Origin of the sequence: Clostridium fallax (genome assembly GCF_900129365.1) — a bacterium.
In the GTDB taxonomy this organism is placed as follows: Bacteria; Bacillota; Clostridia; order Clostridiales; family Clostridiaceae; genus Clostridium_AH; species Clostridium_AH fallax.
This window is the reverse complement of sequence record NZ_FQVM01000011.1, coordinates 16,516-40,894: the sequence shown is the minus strand read 5'-3', so window position 1 is coordinate 40,894 and position 24,379 is coordinate 16,516. Positions and strand designations below refer to the sequence as shown.

The 24,379-nt window shown below is 26.6% G+C and carries 18 protein-coding genes and 1 pseudogene; 14 read left to right on the top strand and 5 right to left on the bottom strand.

The annotated features are described in order from the left end of the window. Positions 1-216 precede the first annotated feature (216 nt). The 10 genes from BUA70_RS07140 to BUA70_RS07095 all read left to right on the top strand — a co-directional run bounded on the left by BUA70_RS07140 (position 217) and on the right by BUA70_RS07095 (position 12,304). Positions 217-561 (top strand): inorganic pyrophosphatase, encoded by a 345-nt coding sequence (locus BUA70_RS07140; protein WP_072895521.1) that lies wholly within the window; start codon positions 217-219, stop codon positions 559-561. 356 nt (positions 562-917) lie between these two features. Then, on the top strand, positions 918-4,658 hold the full coding sequence (locus BUA70_RS07135; protein WP_479723255.1) for a phosphoribosylformylglycinamidine synthase: 3,741 nt from the start codon (positions 918-920) through the stop codon (positions 4,656-4,658). An 11-nt stretch (positions 4,659-4,669) separates the two neighbouring features. Then, positions 4,670-5,146 carry a 5-(carboxyamino)imidazole ribonucleotide mutase gene (purE, locus tag BUA70_RS07130; protein ID WP_072895513.1) on the top strand — a complete coding sequence of 159 codons (477 nt, stop codon included), beginning with the start codon at positions 4,670-4,672 and terminating at the stop codon, positions 5,144-5,146. Between the two features lie 188 nt (positions 5,147-5,334). After that, on the top strand, positions 5,335-6,036 hold the full coding sequence (gene purC, locus BUA70_RS07125) for a phosphoribosylaminoimidazolesuccinocarboxamide synthase (protein WP_072895510.1): 702 nt from the start codon (positions 5,335-5,337) through the stop codon (positions 6,034-6,036). 26 nt (positions 6,037-6,062) lie between these two features. Beyond that, positions 6,063-7,472, top strand: coding sequence for an amidophosphoribosyltransferase (gene purF / locus BUA70_RS07120; protein ID WP_072895507.1), 1,410 nt, complete (start codon positions 6,063-6,065; stop codon positions 7,470-7,472). A 14-nt stretch (positions 7,473-7,486) separates the two neighbouring features. After that, complete coding sequence (purM, locus tag BUA70_RS07115; protein WP_072895604.1) at positions 7,487-8,485, top strand: phosphoribosylformylglycinamidine cyclo-ligase; 999 nt, start codon at positions 7,487-7,489, stop codon at positions 8,483-8,485. Beyond that, positions 8,473-9,084 carry a phosphoribosylglycinamide formyltransferase gene (gene purN, locus BUA70_RS07110; RefSeq protein WP_072895504.1) on the top strand — a complete coding sequence of 204 codons (612 nt, stop codon included), beginning with the start codon at positions 8,473-8,475 and terminating at the stop codon, positions 9,082-9,084. Before purM ends, purN begins: the two co-directional genes overlap by 13 nt. A gap of 15 nt (positions 9,085-9,099) precedes the next feature. Beyond that, positions 9,100-10,605, top strand: coding sequence for a bifunctional phosphoribosylaminoimidazolecarboxamide formyltransferase/IMP cyclohydrolase (gene purH / locus BUA70_RS07105; protein ID WP_072895501.1), 1,506 nt, complete (start codon positions 9,100-9,102; stop codon positions 10,603-10,605). A gap of 112 nt (positions 10,606-10,717) precedes the next feature. Beyond that, positions 10,718-11,974, top strand: a complete 1,257-nt coding sequence (gene purD / locus BUA70_RS07100) for a phosphoribosylamine--glycine ligase (RefSeq protein WP_072895498.1) — start codon at positions 10,718-10,720, stop codon at positions 11,972-11,974. 111 nt (positions 11,975-12,085) lie between these two features. Continuing rightward, positions 12,086-12,304 carry a hypothetical protein gene (locus tag BUA70_RS07095; protein WP_072895494.1) on the top strand — a complete coding sequence of 73 codons (219 nt, stop codon included), beginning with the start codon at positions 12,086-12,088 and terminating at the stop codon, positions 12,302-12,304. A 179-nt stretch (positions 12,305-12,483) separates the two neighbouring features. On the opposite strand, the gene BUA70_RS07090 is transcribed toward BUA70_RS07095, so the two are convergent. The 3 genes from BUA70_RS07090 to BUA70_RS07080 all read right to left on the bottom strand — a co-directional run bounded on the left by BUA70_RS07090 (position 12,484) and on the right by BUA70_RS07080 (position 17,449). Further along, complete coding sequence (locus tag BUA70_RS07090; RefSeq protein WP_072895491.1) at positions 12,484-13,848, bottom strand: alanine/glycine:cation symporter family protein; 1,365 nt, start codon at positions 13,846-13,848, stop codon at positions 12,484-12,486. 276 nt (positions 13,849-14,124) lie between these two features. Beyond that, on the bottom strand, positions 14,125-15,486 hold the full coding sequence (locus tag BUA70_RS07085) for an alanine/glycine:cation symporter family protein (protein WP_072895487.1): 1,362 nt from the start codon (positions 15,484-15,486) through the stop codon (positions 14,125-14,127). A gap of 604 nt (positions 15,487-16,090) precedes the next feature. Further along, complete coding sequence (locus BUA70_RS07080) at positions 16,091-17,449, bottom strand: alanine/glycine:cation symporter family protein (RefSeq protein ID WP_072895483.1); 1,359 nt, start codon at positions 17,447-17,449, stop codon at positions 16,091-16,093. Positions 17,450-17,934: 485 nt separating this feature from the next. Between BUA70_RS07080 and BUA70_RS07075 the strand changes: the two genes are divergently transcribed. Next, positions 17,935-18,570 (top strand): DUF2238 domain-containing protein, encoded by a 636-nt coding sequence (locus BUA70_RS07075; protein ID WP_072895480.1) that lies wholly within the window; start codon positions 17,935-17,937, stop codon positions 18,568-18,570. A gap of 85 nt (positions 18,571-18,655) precedes the next feature. On the opposite strand, the gene BUA70_RS07070 is transcribed toward BUA70_RS07075, so the two are convergent. Beyond that, positions 18,656-19,840 (bottom strand): SAM-dependent methyltransferase, encoded by a 1,185-nt coding sequence (locus tag BUA70_RS07070; protein WP_072895477.1) that lies wholly within the window; start codon positions 19,838-19,840, stop codon positions 18,656-18,658. Positions 19,841-20,173: 333 nt separating this feature from the next. Here BUA70_RS07070 and BUA70_RS07065 point away from each other — a divergent pair. Further along, positions 20,174-21,379: pseudogene (locus BUA70_RS07065) on the top strand (SulP family inorganic anion transporter); the annotation flags it as partial. A gap of 324 nt (positions 21,380-21,703) precedes the next feature. Then, on the top strand, positions 21,704-22,243 hold the full coding sequence (locus tag BUA70_RS07060; protein ID WP_072895470.1) for a TDE2712 family protein: 540 nt from the start codon (positions 21,704-21,706) through the stop codon (positions 22,241-22,243). A gap of 240 nt (positions 22,244-22,483) precedes the next feature. Here the strand turns inward: BUA70_RS07060 and greA are convergent, their stop codons facing one another. Then, positions 22,484-22,951, bottom strand: coding sequence for a transcription elongation factor GreA (gene greA / locus BUA70_RS07055; protein WP_072895465.1), 468 nt, complete (start codon positions 22,949-22,951; stop codon positions 22,484-22,486). 314 nt (positions 22,952-23,265) lie between these two features. Between greA and BUA70_RS07050 the strand changes: the two genes are divergently transcribed. Continuing rightward, positions 23,266-24,372, top strand: coding sequence for an AI-2E family transporter (locus BUA70_RS07050; protein ID WP_072895462.1), 1,107 nt, complete (start codon positions 23,266-23,268; stop codon positions 24,370-24,372). The last annotated feature ends 7 nt before the right edge of the window (positions 24,373-24,379 follow it).

Sequence of the window (24,379 nt, the reverse complement as noted above, 5' to 3'; positions counted from 1 at the left end):
ATAATATTATTTAATATAAATTAATAATTATGAAAGTTATGACTTGAAGAATATTCTTTAAGTCATTATTTTTTATTGTATTGTTTAGAGATTAAATAATATAAAATACATTAATAAAAATTATGAAAAAATAGAATGTAATTTTTTGTAGTTGATAATGTAAAGGTTTATAATTTAAATATAGCTTAATTATTATGAATAGAAGGAAGGGAAATTATGAGAAAGGATTTAAAGGAGTATTTAGGGGAAAAAGTAAAAGTTATTGTAGATAGACCTTTAGGATCTAGGCATCCAAGAATGGGATATATTTATCCTTTAAATTATGGTTATATACAGGAAATAAAAGAGGAGTATGGAGAAGAAATAAATGGATATGTTCTTGGGAAATTTACTCCCTTAAGAGAATTTGAAGGATATGTTATAGCTATAATCCATAGAAAATATGATAATCAAGATAAATTTGTCTTAGCTAAAGACAAAGATATTTACACAAAAGAGCAGATTATGGCTTTAGTAGAGTTTAAAGAACGATTTTTTAATACGGAAATAATAATGAAATAGATTTTTAAGGCATAAAAGAAAGCTATGAAGAATGATTTGAACTGTCTTCTATGAAGTAGATAAGGACAGCTTAAATTTACTTCATAGTTTTTATTTTATTTATATTATGTTAAAAGGATTTATTTTAAATAAAAGTTCACAAAAAGAAAATATAAAAACGAATAATATATAAATAAAACAAATATAATATATGTATATAAACGAATAATAATTGCATAATATATATAAATGTTGACAAAAAATATTTCCAGTGATAATGTATATATTAAATAATACGAATAAAAAAACAATTCTGAATTTAATAATTCGGTTTATCTGAAAGTTTAATTATAAAAGCTTTATTGTATTTAGGAGGTATTATGAGTAAAAAAATACTATTTGTAGAGAAGAAACCATCTTTTAATGTTGAGGGAGAAAAACTTAAAAATGATTTTATAGAAAATCTAAATATTAATATAAATGACATAAGAATTATAAATAGATATATAATCGAAAATGTTAGAGAAGAAGTTCTGGAAAAGTCTAAATATATTATTTTTGCAGAAAAACCAGTAGATAGTCTTTATGAAGATGAAATAAATTTAGAAGGATATAATATTTTTGGAGTAGAGTACCTTAAAGGGCAATATGATCAAAGGGCAGATGCTGCAGAAGAAGCTATGAAAGTATTAGCTCTTGGAAAGAGACCTAATATACATTGTTCTAAGTTTATTGCAATAAAAGGAGACTTAAAAGAAAAGGAATTAGATAAAATAAAAAAATACTATATAAATCCAGTAGATTCAAAAGAAGCCTATCTTAAAACATCTATAGAAACAGAAAACCTTAATTATTCAAAAACAATAAAAATTATTCCTAATTTTTATGAATTAAATGACACAGATTTTTATGAACTTTATAATGATTTAAATTTAGCTATGACATATGAGGATTTTAAATTATGTAAGGATTATTTTAAATTGGAAAATAGAAATCCTACTATTACTGAAATAAAAGTAATAGATACTTATTGGTCAGATCATTGTAGACATACTACTTTTTTAACATCTATAAAAAACATAGAGTTTGAAGAAGGAGATTTTACAGAACCTATTAAAAATGCTTTTCTTCAATATAAAAAATCAAGAGAATATTTAAATAGGGAAAATAAAGATATTACATTAATGGATTTAGCTACTATTATAGCAAAGGAACTTAAAAGGAGAGGAATATTAAATAATATAGACGAAAGTGAAGAAATAAATGCTTGCACTATTAAAGCTAATATAGAAACTAATAAGGGAATAGAAGAGTATTTAATTTTATTTAAAAATGAAACCCACAACCATCCTACAGAAATAGAACCTTTTGGAGGAGCAGCTACTTGCTTAGGTGGTGCCATAAGGGATCCATTGTCTGGAAGAGCTTATGTATATCAGGCAATGAGAGTTACTGGAAGTGGAAATCCTAATAGTCCTTTAGAAAAAACTTTAAAGGGGAAGTTACCTCAAAAAGTGATAACTAAAGGTTCTGCAAAGGGTTATTCTTCCTATGGAAATGAAATAGGATTAGCAACTGGACAAGTTAAAGAATTTTATGATGAAGGTTTTATAGCAAAGAGAATGGAAGTAGGAGCTGTTGTAGGAGCTGTACCTAGTAGTCATGTAAAAAGAGAAATTCCTAAGGAAGGAGATATTGTATTACTTCTTGGAGGAAGAACAGGAAGAGATGGTTGTGGGGGGGCAACAGGGTCTTCTAAAAAACATAGTTTAAATTCTATTGAAACTTGTAGTGCAGAAGTTCAAAAGGGTAATCCAATAACAGAGAGAAAACTTCAAAGGTTTTTTAGAAATCCTAAGGTTTCTAAGATGATAAAAAGATGTAATGATTTTGGAGCTGGAGGAGTATCTGTAGCTGTAGGAGAATTAGCAGAGGGATTAGACATTTATTTAGATAATGTACCTAAAAAGTATGAAGGTTTAGATGGTACAGAACTTGCAATATCAGAATCTCAAGAAAGAATGGCAGTAGTTATAGATAAAAATGATTTTAATGAATTTATAAATTTAGCTAGTACGGAAAATTTAGAGGCTACAAAGGTAGCAGATATAACATCATTAAATAGAGTTAGGATGTTTTGGAATAACCATATGATAGTTGATCTTTCAAGGGATTTTCTAAATACTAATGGAGCTAAAAGTTACATCAATGCAGTAATTAAACCACCTAAAAAGGAAGAAAATTATTTTAAGAAAAATAATTTTAATGGAGACTTTAAGGATAGCTTAGAAATTTTATTAAAGGATTTAAATATATGTAGTCAAAAGGGCTTAAGCGAAAATTTTGATTCAACTATTGGAAGAGGAACTATATTAATGCCTTGGGGCGGGAAATATCAGTTAACAGAACCAGAAGGAATGGCTGGAAAAGTACCGGTTTATAGAGGAGATTCAAAGGATTGTACTTTAATGACTTTTGGATATAATCCTAAAATAAGTAAATTTAGTCCTTTTCATGGTGCCTTATATGCAGTAGTAGAAAGTGTTTGTAAAATTGTTGCTTTAGGTGGAGATTATTCAAAAGTATACCTAACATTTCAAGAATATTTTGAAAAATTAGAGAAGGATGAAGAAAAGTGGGGAAAACCTTTAAGTGCTTTATTAGGAGCTTTATATGCACAAAAAAATTTAAATATTGGAGCAATAGGAGGAAAGGATTCTATGTCTGGTACTTTTGAAGACTTAACTGTACCGCCTACTTTAATATCCTTTGCTTTAACTTTAGAAAAAATAGAAAATGTTATGAGTCCAGAATTTAAGAAGGTAAATAGTCTTATAGTGAAGATAAATTCTACTAAAGATAATAAAGAAGTAATAGATTTTGATAATTTAAAAAATAATTTATCTAAAATAACTAATCTTATAAAAAATAAAAAGATTTTAAGTGTAATTTCTTTAAAAGAAGGTGGAGTAGTAGAAGGTATATGTAAAATGGCCTTTGGAAATAAAATAGGAGCAAATATAGATAAAAACATAAAAGAAGAAGATTTATTTAAAGAAGGATATGGAGAATTCCTTTTAGAAATTGAAGAAAAAAATCTTCCTGAACTAGATGATATAGATTACAAAATAATAGGAAAAACAATAGAGGAAGAATCTATTATTTATAAGGATAACAATTTAAGTTTAGATTATTTAATAAATATTTGGGAAAATCCTTTAAAAAATATTTTTCCTATAAAAGATAATCATAAATCTAATATAAAAGAAAGTTTATATAAGGGAGATAAAAAGAAATCTATTTATTTAAGTGCTGCAAAGCCTAAAGTATTTATTCCTATTTTTCCAGGTACAAACTGTGAATGGGATTCAGCATATGCTTTTGAAAAGGAAGGTGCTAAAGTCTCTCAAAGAATTTTTAAGAACTTAAATGAAAATTTACTTTTAGAGTCTTTAGATATTTTTGAAAAAGAAATAAAAAGTTCTCAAATTCTTATGATACCAGGTGGATTTAGTTTAGGAGATGAGCCAGAAGGTTCTGGAAAGTTTATTACAGCAATATTTAAAAATCCTAGGATAAGGGAAAGTGTTATGGATCTTCTAAAAAATAGAGATGGTTTAATACTTGGAATATGCAATGGCTTTCAAGCACTTATTAAATTAGGTCTCTTACCTTATGGAGAAATAAGAGAATTAGATAAAAACAGTCCAACTTTAACCTATAACACAATAGGAAGACATGTAAGTTCAATAGTTAGAACAAAAATAACTTCAACATTAAGTCCTTGGTTTAATGAAGTTAATTTAGGAGATATTCATAATGTTGTTGTATCTCATGGAGAAGGAAGATTTGTAGCAGATAATGAAACTACTAAAATTTTGTTAGATAAAGGACAAATAGCTACTCAGTATGTTGATTTAAATGGAAATATTGCAGAAAAAATGCCTTTTAATCCTAATGGATCAGTTTTAGCAGTGGAAGGAATAACAAGTCCTTGTGGAAGAGTTTTAGGGAAGATGGGACATAGTGAAAGAATTGGAGATAACCTTTATAAAAATATTCATGGTAGTTTTGATCAAAAGATATTTAAAGCTGGAGTTAATTATTTTATAAAATAGGAGGAAAAGTAATGAAAGTAGCTATATTTTTTGGAAGTAAATCAGATATTGATATTATGAAAGGTGCTGCAAATGCATTAAAAGAATTTGATATTAAGTATAAAGCTTTTATAATGTCTGCTCATAGAGTACCAGAAAAGCTTATTAAGGTTTTAGAAGATATAGAAAAGGAAGATTATGAAGTGATAATTGCAGGAGCAGGTCTTGCAGCTCATCTACCTGGAATTATAGCATCGTATACAACTCTTCCTGTAATAGGAGTTCCTATTAATGGAGCATTAGATGGATTAGATTCTTTATATTCAATGGTTCAAATGCCAAAGCCAATACCAGTAGCCACTGTAGGTATAAATAATAGTTATAACAGTGGAATGTTAGCTGTAGAAATATTAGCACTTAAATATCCAGAAATTAAAGAAAAACTAATTATATATAGAAAAAATATGAAAGAAAAATTTATTAAGGATAATGATTTAGTAGAATTTTAAATAAAATAATTAAAAGCAATTTATTGTTAAGTATACAAAGTTAAGCTATATAGATTTAATTTTAATATTAAAAACTTAATACTTTTAAAAGTCATAAAATTAGATTTTATTTTAAATTTTATAGTGTATTTTAAAAATTTTAAAATGACTTTTTATAAATAAATATAATTTTTTAGGAGGTTTGTTCTATGGATAAAAAAGAATTTTTATATGAAGGAAAAGCTAAAAAGGTTTTTAGTACTGATTGTGATGATGAGGTAATAATTTATTATAAAGATGATGCCACTGCTTTTAATGGAGAAAAGAAAGGACAAATAGAAAGTAAAGGTGAACTTAATAATCTTATAACTTCAAAGATATTTAATTTATTAGAGGAAAATGGTATAAAAACTCATTTTGTAAAAAAATTAAATGATAGAGAACAGCTTTGTAAAAAGGTTCAGATAGTGCCTTTAGAAGTTATTGTAAGAAATATTGCAGCAGGTAGCATGGCAAAAAGATTAGGATTAGAAGAAGGAATGAATTTAGATACTACAGTTTTTGAAATATGTTACAAAAACGATGAGTTAGGTGATCCTCTTATAAATGATTATCATGCTGTATCTATAGGATTAACAACCTTTGAGGAATTAAATAAAATTTATGAAATTACAAAAAAGGTCAATGATATATTAAAAGATTTCTTTTTAAAACAAAATATAAAGTTAGTAGATTTTAAATTAGAATTTGGAAGATATAAAGGAGAAATATTATTAGCAGATGAAATATCTCCAGATACTTGTAGATTTTGGGATGGAACTACAAATGAAAAATTAGATAAGGATAGATTCAGAAGAGATTTAGGAGATGTAAAAGAAGCCTATTTAGAAATATTAAATAGAATAGGTTAATTAAATTTTTGAGAGGGTTTATAAATATGAGAGAGTCTATAGTTGATTTATCAGTTGATAAGTTTAAAGATGAGTGTGGAGTTTTTGGTGTTTATGGAAGAGATGAGGTAGATGTAGCATCCTTAACTTATTATGGTTTATATGCTCTTCAGCATAGAGGAGAAGAAAGTGCAGGAATTGCAGTTTTAAATGATAAAAAAATTGATATCCATAAAGGTATGGGCCTTGTTTCAGATGTGTTTAATGAAAAATCATTAAAATCATTAAAAGGAAAGGCCGCTATAGGACATGTAAGATATTCTACTACTGGTGATAGTTGTGCTTCAAATGTACAGCCTTTATTTACTAAGGGAAAGCTAGGTAATATGGCAATAGCTCATAACGGAAACTTAGTTAATTCTGAGGTTATAAGAGAACTTTTAGAGGATTCAGGATTTATATTTCAAAGTTCTGTAGATTCAGAAGTTATACTTGGAATTATGGCAAGGTATGCAAATAAAGGATTAGAAAAAGCAATAGTAAGTGCAATGGAAATGATAAAAGGTTCTTTTGCAGTGGTTATATTAGCAGAAGATAAATTAATAGGACTTAGAGATCATAATGGAATAAGACCTCTTTGTATTGGAAAATTAAATAACAGCTATATATTAACCTCTGAAAGCTGTGCTTTAGATAGTGTAGGAGCAGAATTTATAAGAGATGTTGAACCAGGTGAAATAGTTATAATTGACGAGAATGGAATAAAAACTTTAAATTATTCAGAAAAAACTAATACTGCTACCTGTGCCTTTGAGTATATTTATTTTGCAAGACCAGATTCAACTATAGATGGAATAAATGTTTATAAATCTAGGGTTAAGGCTGGAGAAATATTGTTTAAGGAATCACCGGTAGATGCAGATATAGTTATAGGAGTTCCAGATTCTGGTCTTCCTGCGGCAGTTGGATTTTCTAAAGCATCTGGAATACCTTATGAAACAGGATTTGTAAAAAATAAATATGTAGGAAGAAGTTTTATAGCTCCTTCTAAATATCTAAGAGAAAAAGCTGTATCAATAAAATTAAATCCATTAAAGCCTTTAATAGAAGGAAAAAGAGTAGTAATTATTGATGATTCTATAGTAAGAGGAACTACTTCAAAAAAATTAGTTCAGCAGTTAAAGAAAGCTGGAGCAAGGGAAATACATTTTAGAATCTCTTCTCCAGTAGTTAAATATCCTTGTTATTTTGGAATAGATACTCCTTATAGAAGCGAACTTATAGGAGCTACTAAAACTATTGATGAAATAAAAGATATTTTAGAGGTGGACTCTATAGCCTATTTATCTGTAGAAGGACTATTAGAATCCTTTGGAGATAAAAATCATGGTTTTTGTCTTGGATGTTTTAATGGAGAGTATCCTGTTGCTGCACCTAATAAGAGTAATGATATGTGAAGGGAGAAAATTTTATGATTACTTATAAAAATGCAGGAGTGAATATTGAAGAGGGGTATGAAGCTGTTAAGCTTATGAAAAATTATGCAAAGGAAACTATAGGCAGTTTAGTTTTAAATTCTATAGGGAGTTTTGGAGCTATGTTTGAAATACCTAAAGGATATGAAAATCCTGTCTTAGTCTCTGGAACGGATGGAGTAGGAACTAAATTAGATATAGCATCAAAGCTTAATAAATATGACACTATAGGGATAGATTGCGTAGCAATGAGTGTAAATGATATTTTATGTCATGGGGCAAGGCCTTTATATTTTTTAGACTATATAGCTTGCGGAAAATTAGAAGCTAATATAGCAGCAGATATAGTAAAAGGGGTATCTAAAGGATGTATTTTAAGTGGAGCATCATTAATTGGTGGAGAAACAGCGGAAATGCCAGGGTTTTATAAAGATGGTGATTATGATGTTGCAGGTTTTGCAGTTGGAATAGTAGAAAAATCAAAAATAATAGATGGGAAAGATATTGATGAAGGAGATGTTTTAATAGGAATAAAATCCTCTGGAATTCATTCTAATGGATATTCTTTAGTTAGAAAACTTATATCGGATTTAAATTGTGACTTTAACGGAGAAAAAATAGGAGAGATTCTTTTAACACCAACAAAAATTTATGTAAAGCCTATTTTAGAACTAATGAAAAAATATAAGATAAAGGGAATGAGTCATATAACAGGAGGAGGATTTATAGAAAATATACCAAGAATGCTTCCAGAAGGAAAGACAGCTGTTATAAAAAAGAATTCTTATAAAATGCCAGAAATATTTAATTACTTAATGAAACTTGGAGTTTCAGAAGAAGAGATGTATAACACTTTTAATATGGGAATAGGGTTTGTTTTATGTATAAATAATCATGATGAAAAAAGTATATTAAAAGCTTTAAAAGATTTAGGAGAAGAGGCTTATAAAATTGGATATATTACCTCTGGAGGTAAGAGAATATGCTTAGAATAGCAGTTTTAATTTCTGGAAGCGGAAGCAATCTTCAATCTATAATAGATAATATAAAAGAAAATAAGATAGATGGAAAAATAGAATATGTAATAAGTGATAGATCTGATGCCTATGGGATAGAGAGAGCTAAAAAAGAAAAAATTAAAACTTATATTATAGATAAAAAAATCTATAGGGGAGATATTTCTGATAAGATTTTAGAGATTATAAATGGGAAAGTAGATTTAGTAGTATTAGCAGGTTTTTTATCTATATTAAAAGGAGATTTATTAAAGATTTTTGAAAACAAAATAATAAATATTCATCCATCCTTAATTCCTAGTTTTTGTGGTAAAGGAATGTATGGCATTTGTGTACATGATGCTGTGATAAAATCTGGAGTTAAAATCAGTGGATGTACAGTACATTTTGTAAGTGAAAAAGTAGATCATGGAGCTATTATTGCTCAAAGTGCTGTGAAAGTTTATTTTGAAGACACAAAGGAAATACTTCAAAAAAGAGTTTTAAAAGAGGAGCATAAGTTATTACCTAAGGTTATTTCATTAATTTCAGAAGGCAAAGTTAAAGTTATTAATGGAAAAACTAAAATAATAGAGTGATTTAGGGAGGAAATTATGAAAAAAAGAGCTTTAATAAGTGTTTATGATAAAGAAGGAATTTTAGATTTTGTAAAATTTTTAAGAGAAAAAAATGTTGAAATAGTATCTACTGGGGGGACATTTAAGTATTTAAAAGAAAATGGAATAGAAGTAAAAGAAGTAGAGGAGACAACAGGTTTTCCGGAAATTTTAGATGGAAGAGTAAAGACTTTACATCCTAAAATTCATGGAGGAATATTAGCAGTAAGAGAAAATAATGAACATATTCAAACATTAAAAAATGAAAACATAGACTTAATTGATTATGTAATTGTTAATTTATATCCTTTCTTTGAAAAAGTTAAAGAGGATATATCTTTTGATAAAAAGGTAGAATTTATAGACATAGGTGGCCCAACTATGCTTAGAGCAGCAGCAAAAAACTTTAAAGATGTAGTAGTTATAACAGATAAAAAAGATTATAAAAAGGTAAAAGAAGAGATAGAAAATAATAATGAAGTTTCTCTAAAAACTAAAAAAATATTAGCAGGAAAGGTTTTTAATTTAACCTCTTCTTATGATAGTGCTATAGCAAACTTTATTTTAAAAGGAGAAATAGAATATAGTGATTATTTAAGTTTAAGTTATAAAAAATCAGGTGCTTTAAGATATGGTGAAAATCCACATCAAAGTGCAGCGTATTATATAGATAATATTAATGAAGGTGCTATGAACAATCTTAAAGTTTTAAATGGAAAAGAATTATCCTACAATAACTTAAAAGATTTAGATATAGCATGGAAAGTTGTAAATGAATTTGAAGAAACCGCTTGTTGTGCTTTAAAACATAATACTCCTTGTGGTGTTGCTTTAGATAATAATCTTTTAAAATGTTATAAAAAAGCTTATGAATGTGATCCTATATCAATTTTTGGTGGAATAGTTACATTAAATAGAAAAGTAGATAAAGAAACAGCAGAGGAAATGGTGAAAATATTTTTAGAGGTAGTAGCTGCTCCAGACTTTGATGATGATGCATTAGAAGTTTTAAAAAGAAAGAAGAATTTAAGAGTTATAAAATGCTTAAAAAAACCATTAAGAAAAAAATCTATGGTTTCTATAGATGGAGGAATTTTAGTTCAAGAAGAGGATAACACTTTTATAAAAGAATTAAAAGTAGTAACAAAGTTAAGTCCATCTAAAGAAGAATTAAAGGATTTAGAATTTGCAATGAAGGTTTGTAAATATGTTAAATCTAATGCAATAGTTGTTGCTAAAAACAATATGGCTTTAGGTATAGGTGGTGGACAAGTTAATAGAATTTGGGCAGCAGAGGAAGCTTTAGAAAGAGGAGAAGGGGCTATAGTAATGGCATCAGATGCCTTTTTCCCTTTTGATGATGTGGTAGAAGAAGCTTACAAACATAATATAAAAGCTATTATACAACCTGGTGGATCAATAAGAGATGAGGATTCTATAAAAAAATGCGATGAATTAGGTATTTCTATGATATTTACTGGAATAAGGCATTTTAAACATTAAAAATGGGATTAAAACTATAAATAAATATTTTATAAGATTTATTATTAAATTAATAAAAAATAATTTATAAAACCTAAATATTATTAAGGGTTTTAGGAGGATAGATGTATTTATGAAGGTTTTAATTATAGGTAGTGGTGGCAGAGAACACGCTATAGCATGGAAGTTATCAAAGGAAGATGATATAGAAAAGATATATGTATCCCCAGGAAATGGAGGAACAGCTTTAGAAAATAAATGTGAAAATATATCTTTAAATAGCAATAAAGACCTAATAGAATTTGCTAAAAAAGAAAAAATCGATTTTACAATAGTAGGGCCAGAAGAGCCTTTAATTAATGGAATAGTAGACGATTTTAAAAGTAAAGGATTAAAAATATTTGGACCGGATAAAAAAGGAGCAGCTCTTGAAGGAAGTAAAGCTTATGCAAAAGAATTTATGGAGAAATATGAAATAAAAACAGCTAAGTATAAAACTTTTATTAATTTAAAAGAAGGATTAAAATATCTGGAAGAAACAGAATATCCAATAGTAATAAAAGCAGATGGAATTGCCGCTGGAAAGGGAGTTATTATTTGCAGAGATAAAGAAAGTGGAAAAGATACATTAAGGGATTTTATGGAAAAGGATATATTTAAAGGTGCAGGCAAAAAAGTTGTAATAGAAGAATTTTTAGAGGGAGTTGAAGCTTCTATTTTAACAGTAACTGATGGAAAAACAATAATACCTTTTATTTCAGCAAAGGATCATAAGCAAGTTTATGATGGAGATAGAGGACCTAATACAGGAGGGATGGGTGTCATATGCCCTAATCCTTATGTAACAGAAGAGGTAATGAAAGAATTTAAAGAAAAAATAATGAATCCAACGTTAAAAGGATTAAAAATAGAAAATATTAATTTTATTGGCAATATATTTTTTGGAATAATGATAACTAAAAAAGGGGTATATTTGTTAGAATATAACGTTAGAATGGGAGATCCAGAAACAGAGGCTATCTTACCTCTTATGAGAACTAATTTAAGTACTATTATTATAAATTCATTAGAAGAAAACTTAGAGAATATAACTATAGAATGGGAAAAGGAAGCTTCAATAAATGTGATGTTATGTTCTGAAGGGTATCCTAAGAGCTATAAAAAGGGGAAAATTATAGAAATTAATCCTATAGATACTGGGAAGATATTTATATCTGGAGCTATTCTTAAGGATAATAAGCTAGTTACATCAGGAGGAAGAGTGCTATCTCTTACTGTAAAAAATAAGAATTTTAACTATGCAAGAGAAGAATGTTATGAAAATATTAATAAGATAAAATTTAATGGAGTATATTTTAGAAAAGATATAGGAAAAAAAGTAAATAATTAATGGAGATTATTAAAATAAAATTAACTATTTTTAAAGAAATATTATTTGAAAATATTATTAAAATATTATATAGTAGATAAAAGACAAGAAAAATAGTTAAGAGGTGAAATGATGACAACTTTAGAAAAGATATTAGCAATTATAGTTATTATACCAGTTATAGGTCTTTTATTATATACAATTATAAAACCTAATGGTACATTAGGAGGTTTAGTAAATGTAGGTAAAGAACAGTCAAGTAAAAAAGTTATTCTTATAAATAGAATAGTTGCAGCTATGGGACTACTAATCTTAAGTACAGCATGTTTTTTAACATTTCTTTATTACTAAACTTTATTTTCAAAATAATTCTTTATAAAATTAGTTAAGGATGTTTTATGATATGATTTTTTTCATAAATAATAATTAGGATTTAGTGATTATTTAAATATATTAATCACTAAATCCTATTTTTGTAAATCTTTTAATATTTAATTTTAAAAAAGATATTTATATTATATAAAAATTTTTTATAAAGAATCTTTTCTAGATTCAAAATCCTTTAATAATTTAATTACTACACCACTTAGGGCTAATAGTCCTAATAGGTTAGGAATTACCATGAGACCATTAAAGGTATCTGCAAGTTCCCAAACTAAATCAACCTTTAATACAGAACCAGCAACTATAAATAAAAGAACTATAAATGCATATATTTTTTTAGCTTTTTCTCCTAATAGATATTTTATATTAGTTTCTCCAAAGAAATACCAACCTATTATAGTTGAGAAAGCAAAAAAGAATAAACATATAGCAATAAATATATTCCCAATATTTCCAAATGCTGAAAAACCTTTTGCGAAGGCATTTTGTGTTAATGTAATTCCAGTTGTATTACCATCTAAAACGCCAGTAGTAAGTATAACAAGTGCAGTTAATGTAAGTATAACAAAAGTATCTATAAATACACCCATCATAGCAACTATACCTTGATCACAAGGATGTTTAACCTTTGCAATAGCATGAGCATGAGGAGTTGAACCCATACCAGCTTCATTTGAGAACAATCCTCTAGAAACGCCATATCTTAGAGCTTCCTTTACAGTAACACCTATTACTCCACCAGCAACAGCAGTAGGGTTAAATGCTCCTATGAATATAGCTTTAAAAGCTGGGAAAATATTAGAAAAGTTTAAGAATATAATTATTAAACTTCCTAAAATATAAAATAGTGCCATAACAGGAACTACTTTTTCAGTAAAAGCAGCTATTTTTTGTCTTCCACCAAAAAATATAAATGATGCTAAGATAGCTACTATTATTCCAACTATTAAAGGATTTATATTAAATGCAGTTTCAAAAGCTGTGCCAATAGAATTACTTTGAACCATGTTTCCCATAAAGCCTAAAGCTAAGATTATAAATACAGCAAAAGCCCCAGCTAATATTTTACCTAACTTTCCTTTAAAGGCAGCACTTATATAATAAACAGGTCCCCCAGTTACCTCACCGTTTTTAACTGTTTTATATTTTTGAGATAAAGTAGCTTCTGCAAAAATTGTAGACATTCCAAAGAACGCACTAAGCCACATCCAAAAAATAGCTCCAGGACCACCTGAGGCTATAGCAGTAGCAGCACCTGCTAAGTTACCAGTACCTACTTGAGCTGCTATAGCTGTAGCTAAGGATTGAAAAGATGACATACCATCTTTTCCAGCTTTATCACCCCGTAGTTTAATGTTTCCAAAGGTTCTTTTGAAACTTTCTTTAAATTTTCTAACTTGTATAAATTTTAATTTAAAAGTAAAATAAATTCCTGTACCGCAAAGTAAAAATATTAATAAAAAGTTCCAAAAAAAACTATTAATTTGTTTTACAATAGTTAATAAATCCATAAGACCCTCCTTTTCATTATATTTTTGTGAGTATATTAAAATTTTATTATTAAAAACTTTTATTTTCAAAAATCATATTAATTTAAATAAATTAATTAACATATATTTTCCAATAAATGCTAATATTATCATTTAAATTCTTAATAATATTAAATTAAAATATCTTATATTAAAGTAATTTTAAGGTTTATAAATAATATAAAAATAAGGTTATATCATTAAAATTAATGATATAACCTTAAGTATTTTTAAAATTTTATTTTTATATTTAAATTTTTAAAGTAATCCATCTTCTTTTTTCTTTTCATAATCTTTAAGGAGCTTACATACAACTCCATTTAAAGCAAGTAAAGCTAGAAGGTTAGGTATAACCATAAATCCATTAAAAGTATCAGCAAGTTCCCAAACTAAATCAACTTTTAGACTTGAACCTACTACTATTAATATAAGAACTATTCCAGCATAAAATTTAGTTGCTTTTTCTCCAAATAAATATTTTATATTAGTTTCTCCAAAGAAATACCAACCTATTATAGTTGAAAAGGCAAAGAATAGTAAACAAATAGCTATGAAAATGTTACCAAAGGAACCGAAGGCAGCAACGAAAGCATTTTGAGTTAATACTATACCAGTGGTTGTACCATCATAAGCTCCAGATGTTAATATAACAAGAGCAGTTAATGTAAGGATAATAAAAGTATCTATAAATACTCCCATCATAGCAACTACACCTTGTTCAAAAGGATGGTTAACCTTTGCAATAGCATGAGCATGAGGAGTTGAACCCATACCAGCTTCATTAGAGAATAAACCTCTAGAAACACCATATCTAATAGCTTGTTTAATTGTTATTCCAACTAAGCCACCGGTAACTGCTTCTGGTGAAAAAGCTCCTATAAATATAGCTTTAAAAGCAGGAATAATATGTGAGCCATTCATAACTAAAATGATAATTGCACCTATTATGTAAAATGCAGCCATAATGGGAACTAATTTCTCGGTAGTAGAAGCTATTCTTTGTCTTCCACCTAAGAAAATAAATGAAGCTAGAAGAGCAACTAATACTCCGACTATTATAGGATTTATACCTAAAGCGTTTTCAAAGGCTACACCTATAGAATTACTTTGCACCATATTTCCCATAAATCCTAAAGCAACTATTATAAAAATAGAAAAGGAACCAGCTAATATTTTCCCTAAATTTCCTTTAAAAGCACCTTTTATATAGTAGGAAGGACCACCAGTTACTTCACCGTCCTTTACAGTTTTATATTTTTGGGCTAAAGTGGCTTCTGCAAAAATTGTAGACATTCCAAAGAAAGCACTAAGCCACATCCAGAAAATAGCACCGGGACCACCCATAACTATAGCAGTAGCTGCACCTGCTAAGTTACCAGTACCGACTTGAGCTGCTATAGCAGTAGCTAAGGATTGAAAGGATGACATGCCATCTTTTCCTGCTTTAGCACCATTTAGTGTTAACCCTCCAAAGGTATGTTTAAAGGCTTCTTTAAATTTTCTTACTTGTACAAATTTTAATCGAATTGTAAAAAATATACCTGTACCACAAAGTAGGAAAACTAATAAGTACCCCCAAAAAAAGGAATTAATACTTTGTACTATGGATAATAAATCCATTTTAAAACCCCCCTTATTAAATTTTGTTAAATAATCTCTAATTAAATCTTATCATTATTAATGGAAAGTTCTCAAAATTAAAAAAGCCCATAAATATTGGTAAAATGGTCATATTCAAGGTAAAACTTACATTTTAAAGCTATATTCATAGAAATTCATTAAATGTCATATTATTAAAATATATCACATAAATTTATATAACTAAATTTTAAGTAAATAAATATTATTAAGAATAAAGAAGAGAATTGTATATAGGATATTTACTTTTGAAAATAAAGGTTTTTTAAAGTAAATATTAATAGATAAATGTATACGAAATAAGTTATGAAGCTAAACTTAAAAGCTTAGCTTCATAATTCTTTAAAAATTCATAATTAATATTTGAAATAGGTTAAGTATTATTAATTAAAATATTTTTTACTAATCAGTTTTAAGAAATCCCTTTTTATATTTAATATGATTATTTAACTTTTTATATTTAATACAATTCATTTTGTAGTTTATATATTTTTTATATAAAGATATTTAGTTTAATATGAACTATATATAAATTGAAAATTATTTTTTTATTATTTATATTTATAAATAAATAATTTTGCCTATATTAAAGCAATTCATCTTTTTGTTTATCTTCATAGTCTTTAAGCAATTTAACTACAACACTATTTAAAGCTAATAAAGCTAGAAGGTTTGGAATTACCATAAATCCATTGAAGGTATCAGCAAGTTCCCAAACTAAATCAACCTTTAAACTAGAACCAACTATTATTAAAATAAGTACTATAATAGAATAAAATTTAGTTGCTTTATCCCCAAATAAATATTTTATATTAATTTCCCCAAAGAAATACCAACCTATTATAGTAGAAAAAGAGAAAAATAATAAACATATGGCTATAAACATATTACCAAAGGATCCAAAGGTTGCAACAAAAGCATTTTGAGTTAATACAATACCAGTAGTTGTACCATCATAAACTCCAGATGTTAATATAACAAGAGCAGTTAATGTAAGTATAATAAAAGTTATAAATACACCCATCATAGCAGTAACACCTTGCTCACAAGGATGTTTAACTTTTGCAATAGCATGAGCATGGGGAGTTGAGCCCATACCAGCTTCGTTTGAAAATAATCCTCTAGCAATACCATATCTAATAGCTTGGCTAATGGTTATACCAACTAATCCACCTGAAACAGCTTCAGGTGAGAATGCTCCTACAAAGATAGATCTAAAGGCAGGAATTATTTCAGAATAATTCATTATAAGAATTATAATGCTGCCGATTATATAAAATGCTGCCATAATTGGAACTAATTTTTCTGTGGTAGATGCTATTTTCTCTCTTCCTCCGAAAAATATAAAGGCAGCTAGAATAGCAACTAATACACCAATTACTATAGGGTTAATTCCTAAAGCGTTTTCAAATGCTACACCGATGGAATTACTTTGAACCATGTTTCCCATAAAGCCTAAAGCTAATATTATAAATACTGCAAAAGCACCTGCCAATATTTTACCTAAAGTTCCTTTAAAAGCAGCTTTTATATAATATGCTGGTCCACCAGTTACTTCTCCATCTTTTACAGTTTTATATTTTTGAGCTAAAGTAGCTTCTGCAAAAATTGTAGACATTCCAAAGAAAGCACTAAGCCACATCCAAAAAATAGCTCCAGGACCACCCATAACTATAGCGGTAGCGGCACCAGCTAAATTACCAGTACCTACTTGAGCAGCAATAGCAGTTGCTAAAGATTGGAATGAAGACATACCATCCTTTCCAGCTTTATCACCGTTTAGTGTTAGATTACCAAAAGTGTGTTTAAAAGCATCTTTAAATTTTGTAATCTGTACAAATTTTAATCTTATTGTGAAAAATATACCCGTTCCGCAAAGTAGAAAGATTAATAAGTACCCCCAAAAAAACGAGTTAAATTCTTTTATGGTAGATAAGAAATTCATTGAAAACCCCCTTATTAAATGTTAGTTAAATAATCTATGATTAAATTTTATCATCAATAATGCAATATTTTCAAGAAAATTCTTAAAATTTAAAAAATGGCTAATAGAAATTAATACAAATTTGTATGATAAAAGTAAATTATATATGAATTTGTAATAAAATTAATAATATTACAAATAAATTATCAAATAAAAGTCTGAAAAACTAATAAAATCTTTTTTATTAGTTTTTTAAACTTTTATTTTTTTAATAATTAAATAATTTATTTATTTTTAATAAAATATAAATAAAAATAATTTTAATTGCATAAAGTTATTATAAACTAATAAAATTTATATTAACTAATTATAAATGAATTAATTTATTAGTTTTAAATAGAATTTAGACAATTGTTTTTTATAAATGTATAATAAAAAGGTATTTTAGAAAGTTAAATAATAAATATAAGATTAATAAAACAAAAGCTTAATTGTGAGGTGATATTATGAGTTGGACAAAAGATTTATCAGTAGAAAGAAAAATGGATATTATATTTTATATTTTATTAATTATTACTCTTCCCTTTAAACTTATGAATAGTGAGTATGATAAGGTATTTTCAATTATACTTACATTTTTTACTGTTATATTAACTAGTATTGTATTTTCTAAGATAAAAATAAAAATGCCAACACAAGTCTATTTTATAGTCTTAGTATTTATATTTTTGTCTATGTATTTAGGAAAAGTAATTAATTTTTATAGGTTTTTTCCTAGATGGGATAAATTCCTTCATCTAATTTCAGGACCTATACTTACTTTAATGGGGTATATAATTTTTTTAAATTTAATAAATAAAAAAGTCTATAAAGGGATAAATCCAGTATTAGGTATTTTGTTTGGTGTATTTTTTTCTATAGCTTGTGCAGGTGGATGGGAAATATTTGAATTTACATCAGATCATCTTTTTGGAACAAATGCTCAAAATAATAGTTTGCTTGATACTATGGGAGATATAATTTGTGGAACAATAGGCGGAACAATAATGGGAATATTAATGTATTTACCTCTTAGAGGTAAAAATGTTCCTTTCTTTAAGAAAATGATGATAGATTTAGAAGAAACTATAGTTAAAAAATAATGTTAGAGTATATGAAAAATAATTAAAAGAATCAAAATAAAAAAAAGCCTTTGTTTTAAATAAAAAATTAAAACAAAGGCTTTTTTTATTTATATAAATAATCTCTAGTCATTGGTAAAGAATTATTTAATCCTTTAGTAATCAAGAATTGATGTATATCAACTACACCATAATGAAATGAAGCAGCACAAGAGCATAAATACATTCGCCACATTCTAATAAATTTTTCATCAAATAACTCTCTAACTTTATCTAAATTATTTTCAAAATTATCTTTCCAACACATAAGAGTTTTTGTATAATGTAATCTCAAACTTTCTAAATCTACAATATTAAAATCATGTTCAGGAAAATAACCAACAACTTCTCTTATTGATGGTATATATCCACCGGGGAATATGTATTTTTTTATCCATTCATTACCATCACTTTCAGTTAGACCAGTGATAAAGTGAAGTAAGAAAACTCCATGAGGGTTAAGAATTTTATCTACTATTTCTAAGTATTCAGGAATGTTTGCTCTACCTACATGTTCAAGCATTCCAACACTGACGACTCTATTAAATGTAAAGCCAGAATTTTTTAAATCTCTATAATCCATTAATTTAACATCAACATACTCTTCTAAATTCTCTTCTTTTATTCTTTCTTTTACTTTTTTATATTGTTCATTACTTAAGGTTATACCTAAAGCATGAACTTTATAAAGTTTAGCAGCTTCTATAATTAAATATCCCCAACCACAACCTATATCTAGAAGACTTTGGCCTTCTTTTAAGTTAAGTTTTTTTAATATGTAGTGAACCTTATTCATTTGAGCATCATATAAGGTATCATTAGGATCTTTAAAATAACCACAGGAATAACTAAGAGTTTTATCAAGCCATAAACTATAGAAATCGTTACCTAAATCATAATGATATGATATATCTTTTTTTTGTTCTTTTAAAGAAGTTCCCTTAAGACTAGAAAGTTTAGCTAGTTTAGCGATAAACTTATTACTATTAAGAAAACTATCTTTATTTTTATATATAGATTCTAAGATTTCTTGAATATCTCCTTCAAAATCTAAATCCCCATTCATATAAGCTTCTCCAAAAGCTAATGAGGCATCATGAAGAATATCTGATTTTTTTAAAGGTTTATTAAAGATAATTTTAAACTTTGGGTCTCCATCTCCTATAAGCTCTTCTTTTCCATCCCAAAACTTTACGATGAAAGTTTCACAAGAAATATTTTTTAAAAATTGTTTTAAGAATAATTTTTCCATATTATTATCTCCAATCTAAGTTTATTATAGTTTTTAAATATGTTTTATTTTAGTGTTATGAGAGTTTTTAATATAGCATTCATCATCATAGTATCACTAAATTATATAAAAATTATTTACAAATGATTAATAAACTTTTAATAAAATGTAATAATTAAGATTTTGATATAAAAATATTTTTTATTTTTTAAAAAATGAAATATAAAAATCCATTCAAAGAATATTAAAAAAAATATAACAATTTTAATAATTTGAAAAAATCTTAATAGAAGGCTTTTCTTAAATCTTAGTAGTATAATGGAGGGCGAATGTTTTTTAGAAAAGGAGGATAAAATGTATAAACCAACAATATTAAAGCTTATTAAAAATAAGGAATTAACAAAAGAACAAATAATAAAAGATATTATTGCAGGAATTATAGTAGCTATAATAGCATTACCTTTATCTGTAGCCCTTGGAATATCTTCTGGGGTATCACCAGAAAAGGGATTAATCACAGCTATAATTGCAGGACTTTGCATTTCACTTTTCGGAGGAAGTCGAGTTCAAATAGGAGGACCTACTGGAGCTTTTGTAATAATAATTTATGGAATAATTGAAAAGTATGGATTAGAAGGATTAGTAGTTTCAACCTTTATGGCAGGGGTAATACTTATAATTTTTGGACTTTTAAAATTAGGAGATTTAATAAAATATATTCCTCGCTCAGTAACTATAGGATTTACGGCAGGAATAGGAGTAACATTATTCTCTACTCAAGTTAAGGATTTTTTAGGAATGGGTATAGATAAGGTTCCATCAAGCTTTATATCTAAATGGTGTGTTTATTTAAGCAATATAAATTTAGTAAGCTTTTGGTCAATGGCTCTAGGAGTAATTTCATTATTAATAATAGTATTTTGGTCAAAAATAAATAAAACAATTCCAGGCTCATTAATAGCTTTGATTGTAGGTACTTTATTAGCTTTTGCTTTTAAGCTTCCAGTATCTACAATAGGAAGTCAATTTGGAGAAATTTCATCAAGTTTCCCAACACCTAAACTACCTATTTTAAATATAAACACTGTAAAAACATTAATAGCACCAGCTTTTACAATTGCATTATTGGCAGCTATTGAATCTTTACTTTCAGCAGTTGTATCAGATAAAATGATTGATTGTGAACATGATTCTAATTCAGAGTTAATTGGACAAGGAATTGGAAGCATAATGTCATCTATTTTTGGTGGAATACCAGCTACTGGTGCAATAGCAAGAACTGCCGCTAATGTAAAAAATGGAGGAAGAACTCCTATAGCAGGTATAGTTCATGCAATAATATTATTATTAATAATGAAAATACTTATGCCACTTATAAAGTATGTACCACTTACAACTTTAGCAGCAATACTTTTGGTAGTATCTTATAATATGAGTGAAGTTAAAGCTTTTTCAAAATTATTATTTAGTTCTAAAATAGATCTAATATTATTATTAGTAACTTTTATTTTAACTTTAGTATGTGACTTAGTCGTTGCTATAGGAGTTGCTATGGTTATATATCTTATGTATGAAAAAGCCTTAAAATATACTCCATTTTATAAGGGTCAACAATCTTAAAATAATTATCTATAGTATTTTATTTATTTAAATTATTAAAATATATATTAAGAAAATAATAAAGAGAAGCTGTAAAATTAATTTTACAGCTTTTTTTACATAATAAATAATATAAGTTAGAGGTAATTTTAAAATAAATATTAAAAGTATATATATTTATTTTAAAATCTATGTATTGAAGAAATTATTATTAGTTGGAATATTAGTTTTATAGGATTATAATACTAAATATATGGTATTTTTTTATAAAGGGGAGAATGTTATATGGTAAAAAATATAATTGTTGATTTAGAAACTATCGAGGGTATGCTATATTTTTGGCAAGCAGCTTCAGAAAAAGAAAATGTTTCAGAAACTTTTTTTTATGATATGTCAGATATGGATGGATTTAATTTAATCTATGATAAGGATTTTACTAAGGAATCTGTAAGAAAAGTTTTAAGTGCTATAAAAAATAGAGAATTACTTTCAGGAGCAGATAAAAAAGAAAAGAGATTTTGGAATTATAATATGTGGGTTATGGAGGATTTAGAATATACTAAGGCTATGGCAGACCCTGTTAAACATCTTAATTTAGATTCTATTATAGAGGAATTAAATAAAGAGGTTCCAAATGGAAAATTTGAAGAACTAAAGGTATTTTTTGTACCTCTTCATTTAGAAGATTATTATATTAAGGGCAATTCTCTTATAATAAACTTTTTTAAGGTAAAACCAAATGATTTTGAAGATGGAGCTAATATAGGGGGAGTACCTTTAGAGAAGTATGTAAAAGATAAATTAGTTGAACTTTTAAAAAAATAATTATTTTAATATAATATATAAAAAATAATTGAATAATATCTAATATAAATTTAGAAAGAAATATTATGAATGAAAAAACTATGAAATGGATATTCTTATAATATCTTTTATACTAATGGATATTATATTTCATTTCATAGTTTTTATTTACATAAGAAAATATTCTAAATAATAATATAAAAAATTACTTAAAATATTATAACTTTAAATAAATTAGATTTTATTGAATTAATTCTAATTTTAATCTAATTCTATCTTTTCAATAATTACATTATATTTTCCTTGAGGAGAATCAACAGTTACCTTATCTCCTACTCTTTTTTTATATATAACTTTTCCAATAGGACACTCAATGCTTACTTTATTATTTAAAGGATCTGCATCTACAGTAGTAACGATAGTAAATACATCAGTATCATTATCATCTTCAAATCTTAGAGTTACTTTTTTACCTATACCTACTTCATCATAAGCAGTATTGTCTACGATTAAATTAGCTGTTCGTATCATTTTTTCAAGATAATGCATTCTACCATTATTTTGAGCTCTTTCTTTTTTTGCAGCTTTATATTCAAAGTTCTCACTTAAGTCACCATGAGCCCTAGCTTCTTTTAGCTCTTCGTTTATTTTAAATCGTACAACAGTTTTTCTATATTCTAATTCTTCTTTTAATTTGTTTAAAGATTCTTCAGTTAAATAGTTATACAATTTGTTCACTTCCTTTAGATTGAATTTATTTATTAGTAAGTTAAAAGTATAGCTTTATATAGTTTAATATTTTGTAAAATTTAAACATAATGTAATTCTAATTAGAATAATACATTAGTAGTGAATTTGTTAAATTATGAGAATTTTATATTTCTAATTATACCACAAATTGATAATTTTTAAGAGTTAGTTATATGAAAATAAGTATATGTTAAAAAATATCTGCACATTAATAATAAATTAATTTTCTGTAAAGGATTATGTATGTTAGAATTAGAGTTATAAGAGTTAGAAAGGAAAAAGAGGTGATATAGATGAAATTATTTGAAAAAGTATCTAAATATTTAGATATTCTAGTTTTAGTCGCTATAGGATTTGTAATAATAAAGTTAATAGATAATTTTCATGTATTTATTCCTTTATTAGATAAAACTTATTCAATAATAAGTACATTTTTATATGCTTTTATAATAGCGTATATATTAAATCCTATTATGAATGTATTTGAAAAGAAATGTAAACTTAAAAGAGGGTTAAGTCTTTTTATAACCTATGCCTTAATCTTAGGATTAGTGTTTATTATATGTTTCTTTTTTATACCTTCCATTGTAAATAGTATTATTGATTTAACAGGAAGTATTCCAAGCTATATAAAGCAAATACAAGAATGGTTTAATAATTTATTGAAGAATGATACAATAAAAACTTTAATGGATCAAACTGGAATTCTACATAAGATAAACGTAATGCCAGAGACAGTAGGCAGCGTAGCAATTAATATATTAAATGGAGCAGTAACAGGATTAGTTTCTACTACTAGTTATGTTATTAAATGGGTATTTGGATTTATTATTTCAATATATGTATTATATGATAAAGAAAAGTTTTTAAAATTTGCAAAAACTATATGTTACATGATTTTAAAAGAGAAAAAAGGAAAAAGCTTTGAAAATTTTGTTAGAACATTACACAAAATGATTGGAGTATATATTGGTACTAAAGCAATAGACTCTACTATAATAGGATTTTTATCTTTAGTAGGAATGCTAATAATAGGCATACCTTATGCATTTTTATTATCTTTAGTAGTTGGCTTTACAAATATGATTCCTTATTTTGGACCATTTTTAGGAATGGTAGTAGCTTTTTCAATAAACATATTTATAAATCCTACAAAAGCTATAATAGTTCTTATTTTCCTATTCTTACTTCAACAATTTGATGCATGGTATTTAGAGCCAAAATTAATAGGAAATAAAGTTGGATTAAGTCCATTTTTAATAATATTAGGAGTAACAATAGGTGGGGGATTTTATGGACCTATAGGAATGATTTTAGCATCACCGGTTATGGCTATAATAAGAGTGTATACAGATAGAAAGTTAGAAGAGTTTAGAGAAAAAAATACTTATCTAGCTTAATATATCT

Coding starts and splice junctions, on each gene's coding strand:
- BUA70_RS07140 (WP_072895521.1), top strand. CDS start 217: ATGAGAAAGGATTTAAAGGAGTATTTAGGGGAAAAAGTAAAAGTTATT.
- purE (WP_072895513.1), top strand. CDS start 4,670: ATGAAAGTAGCTATATTTTTTGGAAGTAAATCAGATATTGATATTATG.
- purC (WP_072895510.1), top strand. CDS start 5,335: ATGGATAAAAAAGAATTTTTATATGAAGGAAAAGCTAAAAAGGTTTTT.
- purF (WP_072895507.1), top strand. CDS start 6,063: ATGAGAGAGTCTATAGTTGATTTATCAGTTGATAAGTTTAAAGATGAG.
- purM (WP_072895604.1), top strand. CDS start 7,487: ATGATTACTTATAAAAATGCAGGAGTGAATATTGAAGAGGGGTATGAA.
- purN (WP_072895504.1), top strand. CDS start 8,473: ATGCTTAGAATAGCAGTTTTAATTTCTGGAAGCGGAAGCAATCTTCAA.
- purH (WP_072895501.1), top strand. CDS start 9,100: ATGAAAAAAAGAGCTTTAATAAGTGTTTATGATAAAGAAGGAATTTTA.
- purD (WP_072895498.1), top strand. CDS start 10,718: ATGAAGGTTTTAATTATAGGTAGTGGTGGCAGAGAACACGCTATAGCA.
- BUA70_RS07095 (WP_072895494.1), top strand. CDS start 12,086: ATGACAACTTTAGAAAAGATATTAGCAATTATAGTTATTATACCAGTT.
- BUA70_RS07090 (WP_072895491.1), bottom strand. CDS start 13,848: ATGGATTTATTAACTATTGTAAAACAAATTAATAGTTTTTTTTGGAAC.
- BUA70_RS07085 (WP_072895487.1), bottom strand. CDS start 15,486: ATGGATTTATTATCCATAGTACAAAGTATTAATTCCTTTTTTTGGGGG.
- BUA70_RS07080 (WP_072895483.1), bottom strand. CDS start 17,449: ATGAATTTCTTATCTACCATAAAAGAATTTAACTCGTTTTTTTGGGGG.
- BUA70_RS07075 (WP_072895480.1), top strand. CDS start 17,935: ATGAGTTGGACAAAAGATTTATCAGTAGAAAGAAAAATGGATATTATA.
- BUA70_RS07070 (WP_072895477.1), bottom strand. CDS start 19,840: ATGGAAAAATTATTCTTAAAACAATTTTTAAAAAATATTTCTTGTGAA.
- BUA70_RS07060 (WP_072895470.1), top strand. CDS start 21,704: ATGGTAAAAAATATAATTGTTGATTTAGAAACTATCGAGGGTATGCTA.
- BUA70_RS07050 (WP_072895462.1), top strand. CDS start 23,266: ATGAAATTATTTGAAAAAGTATCTAAATATTTAGATATTCTAGTTTTA.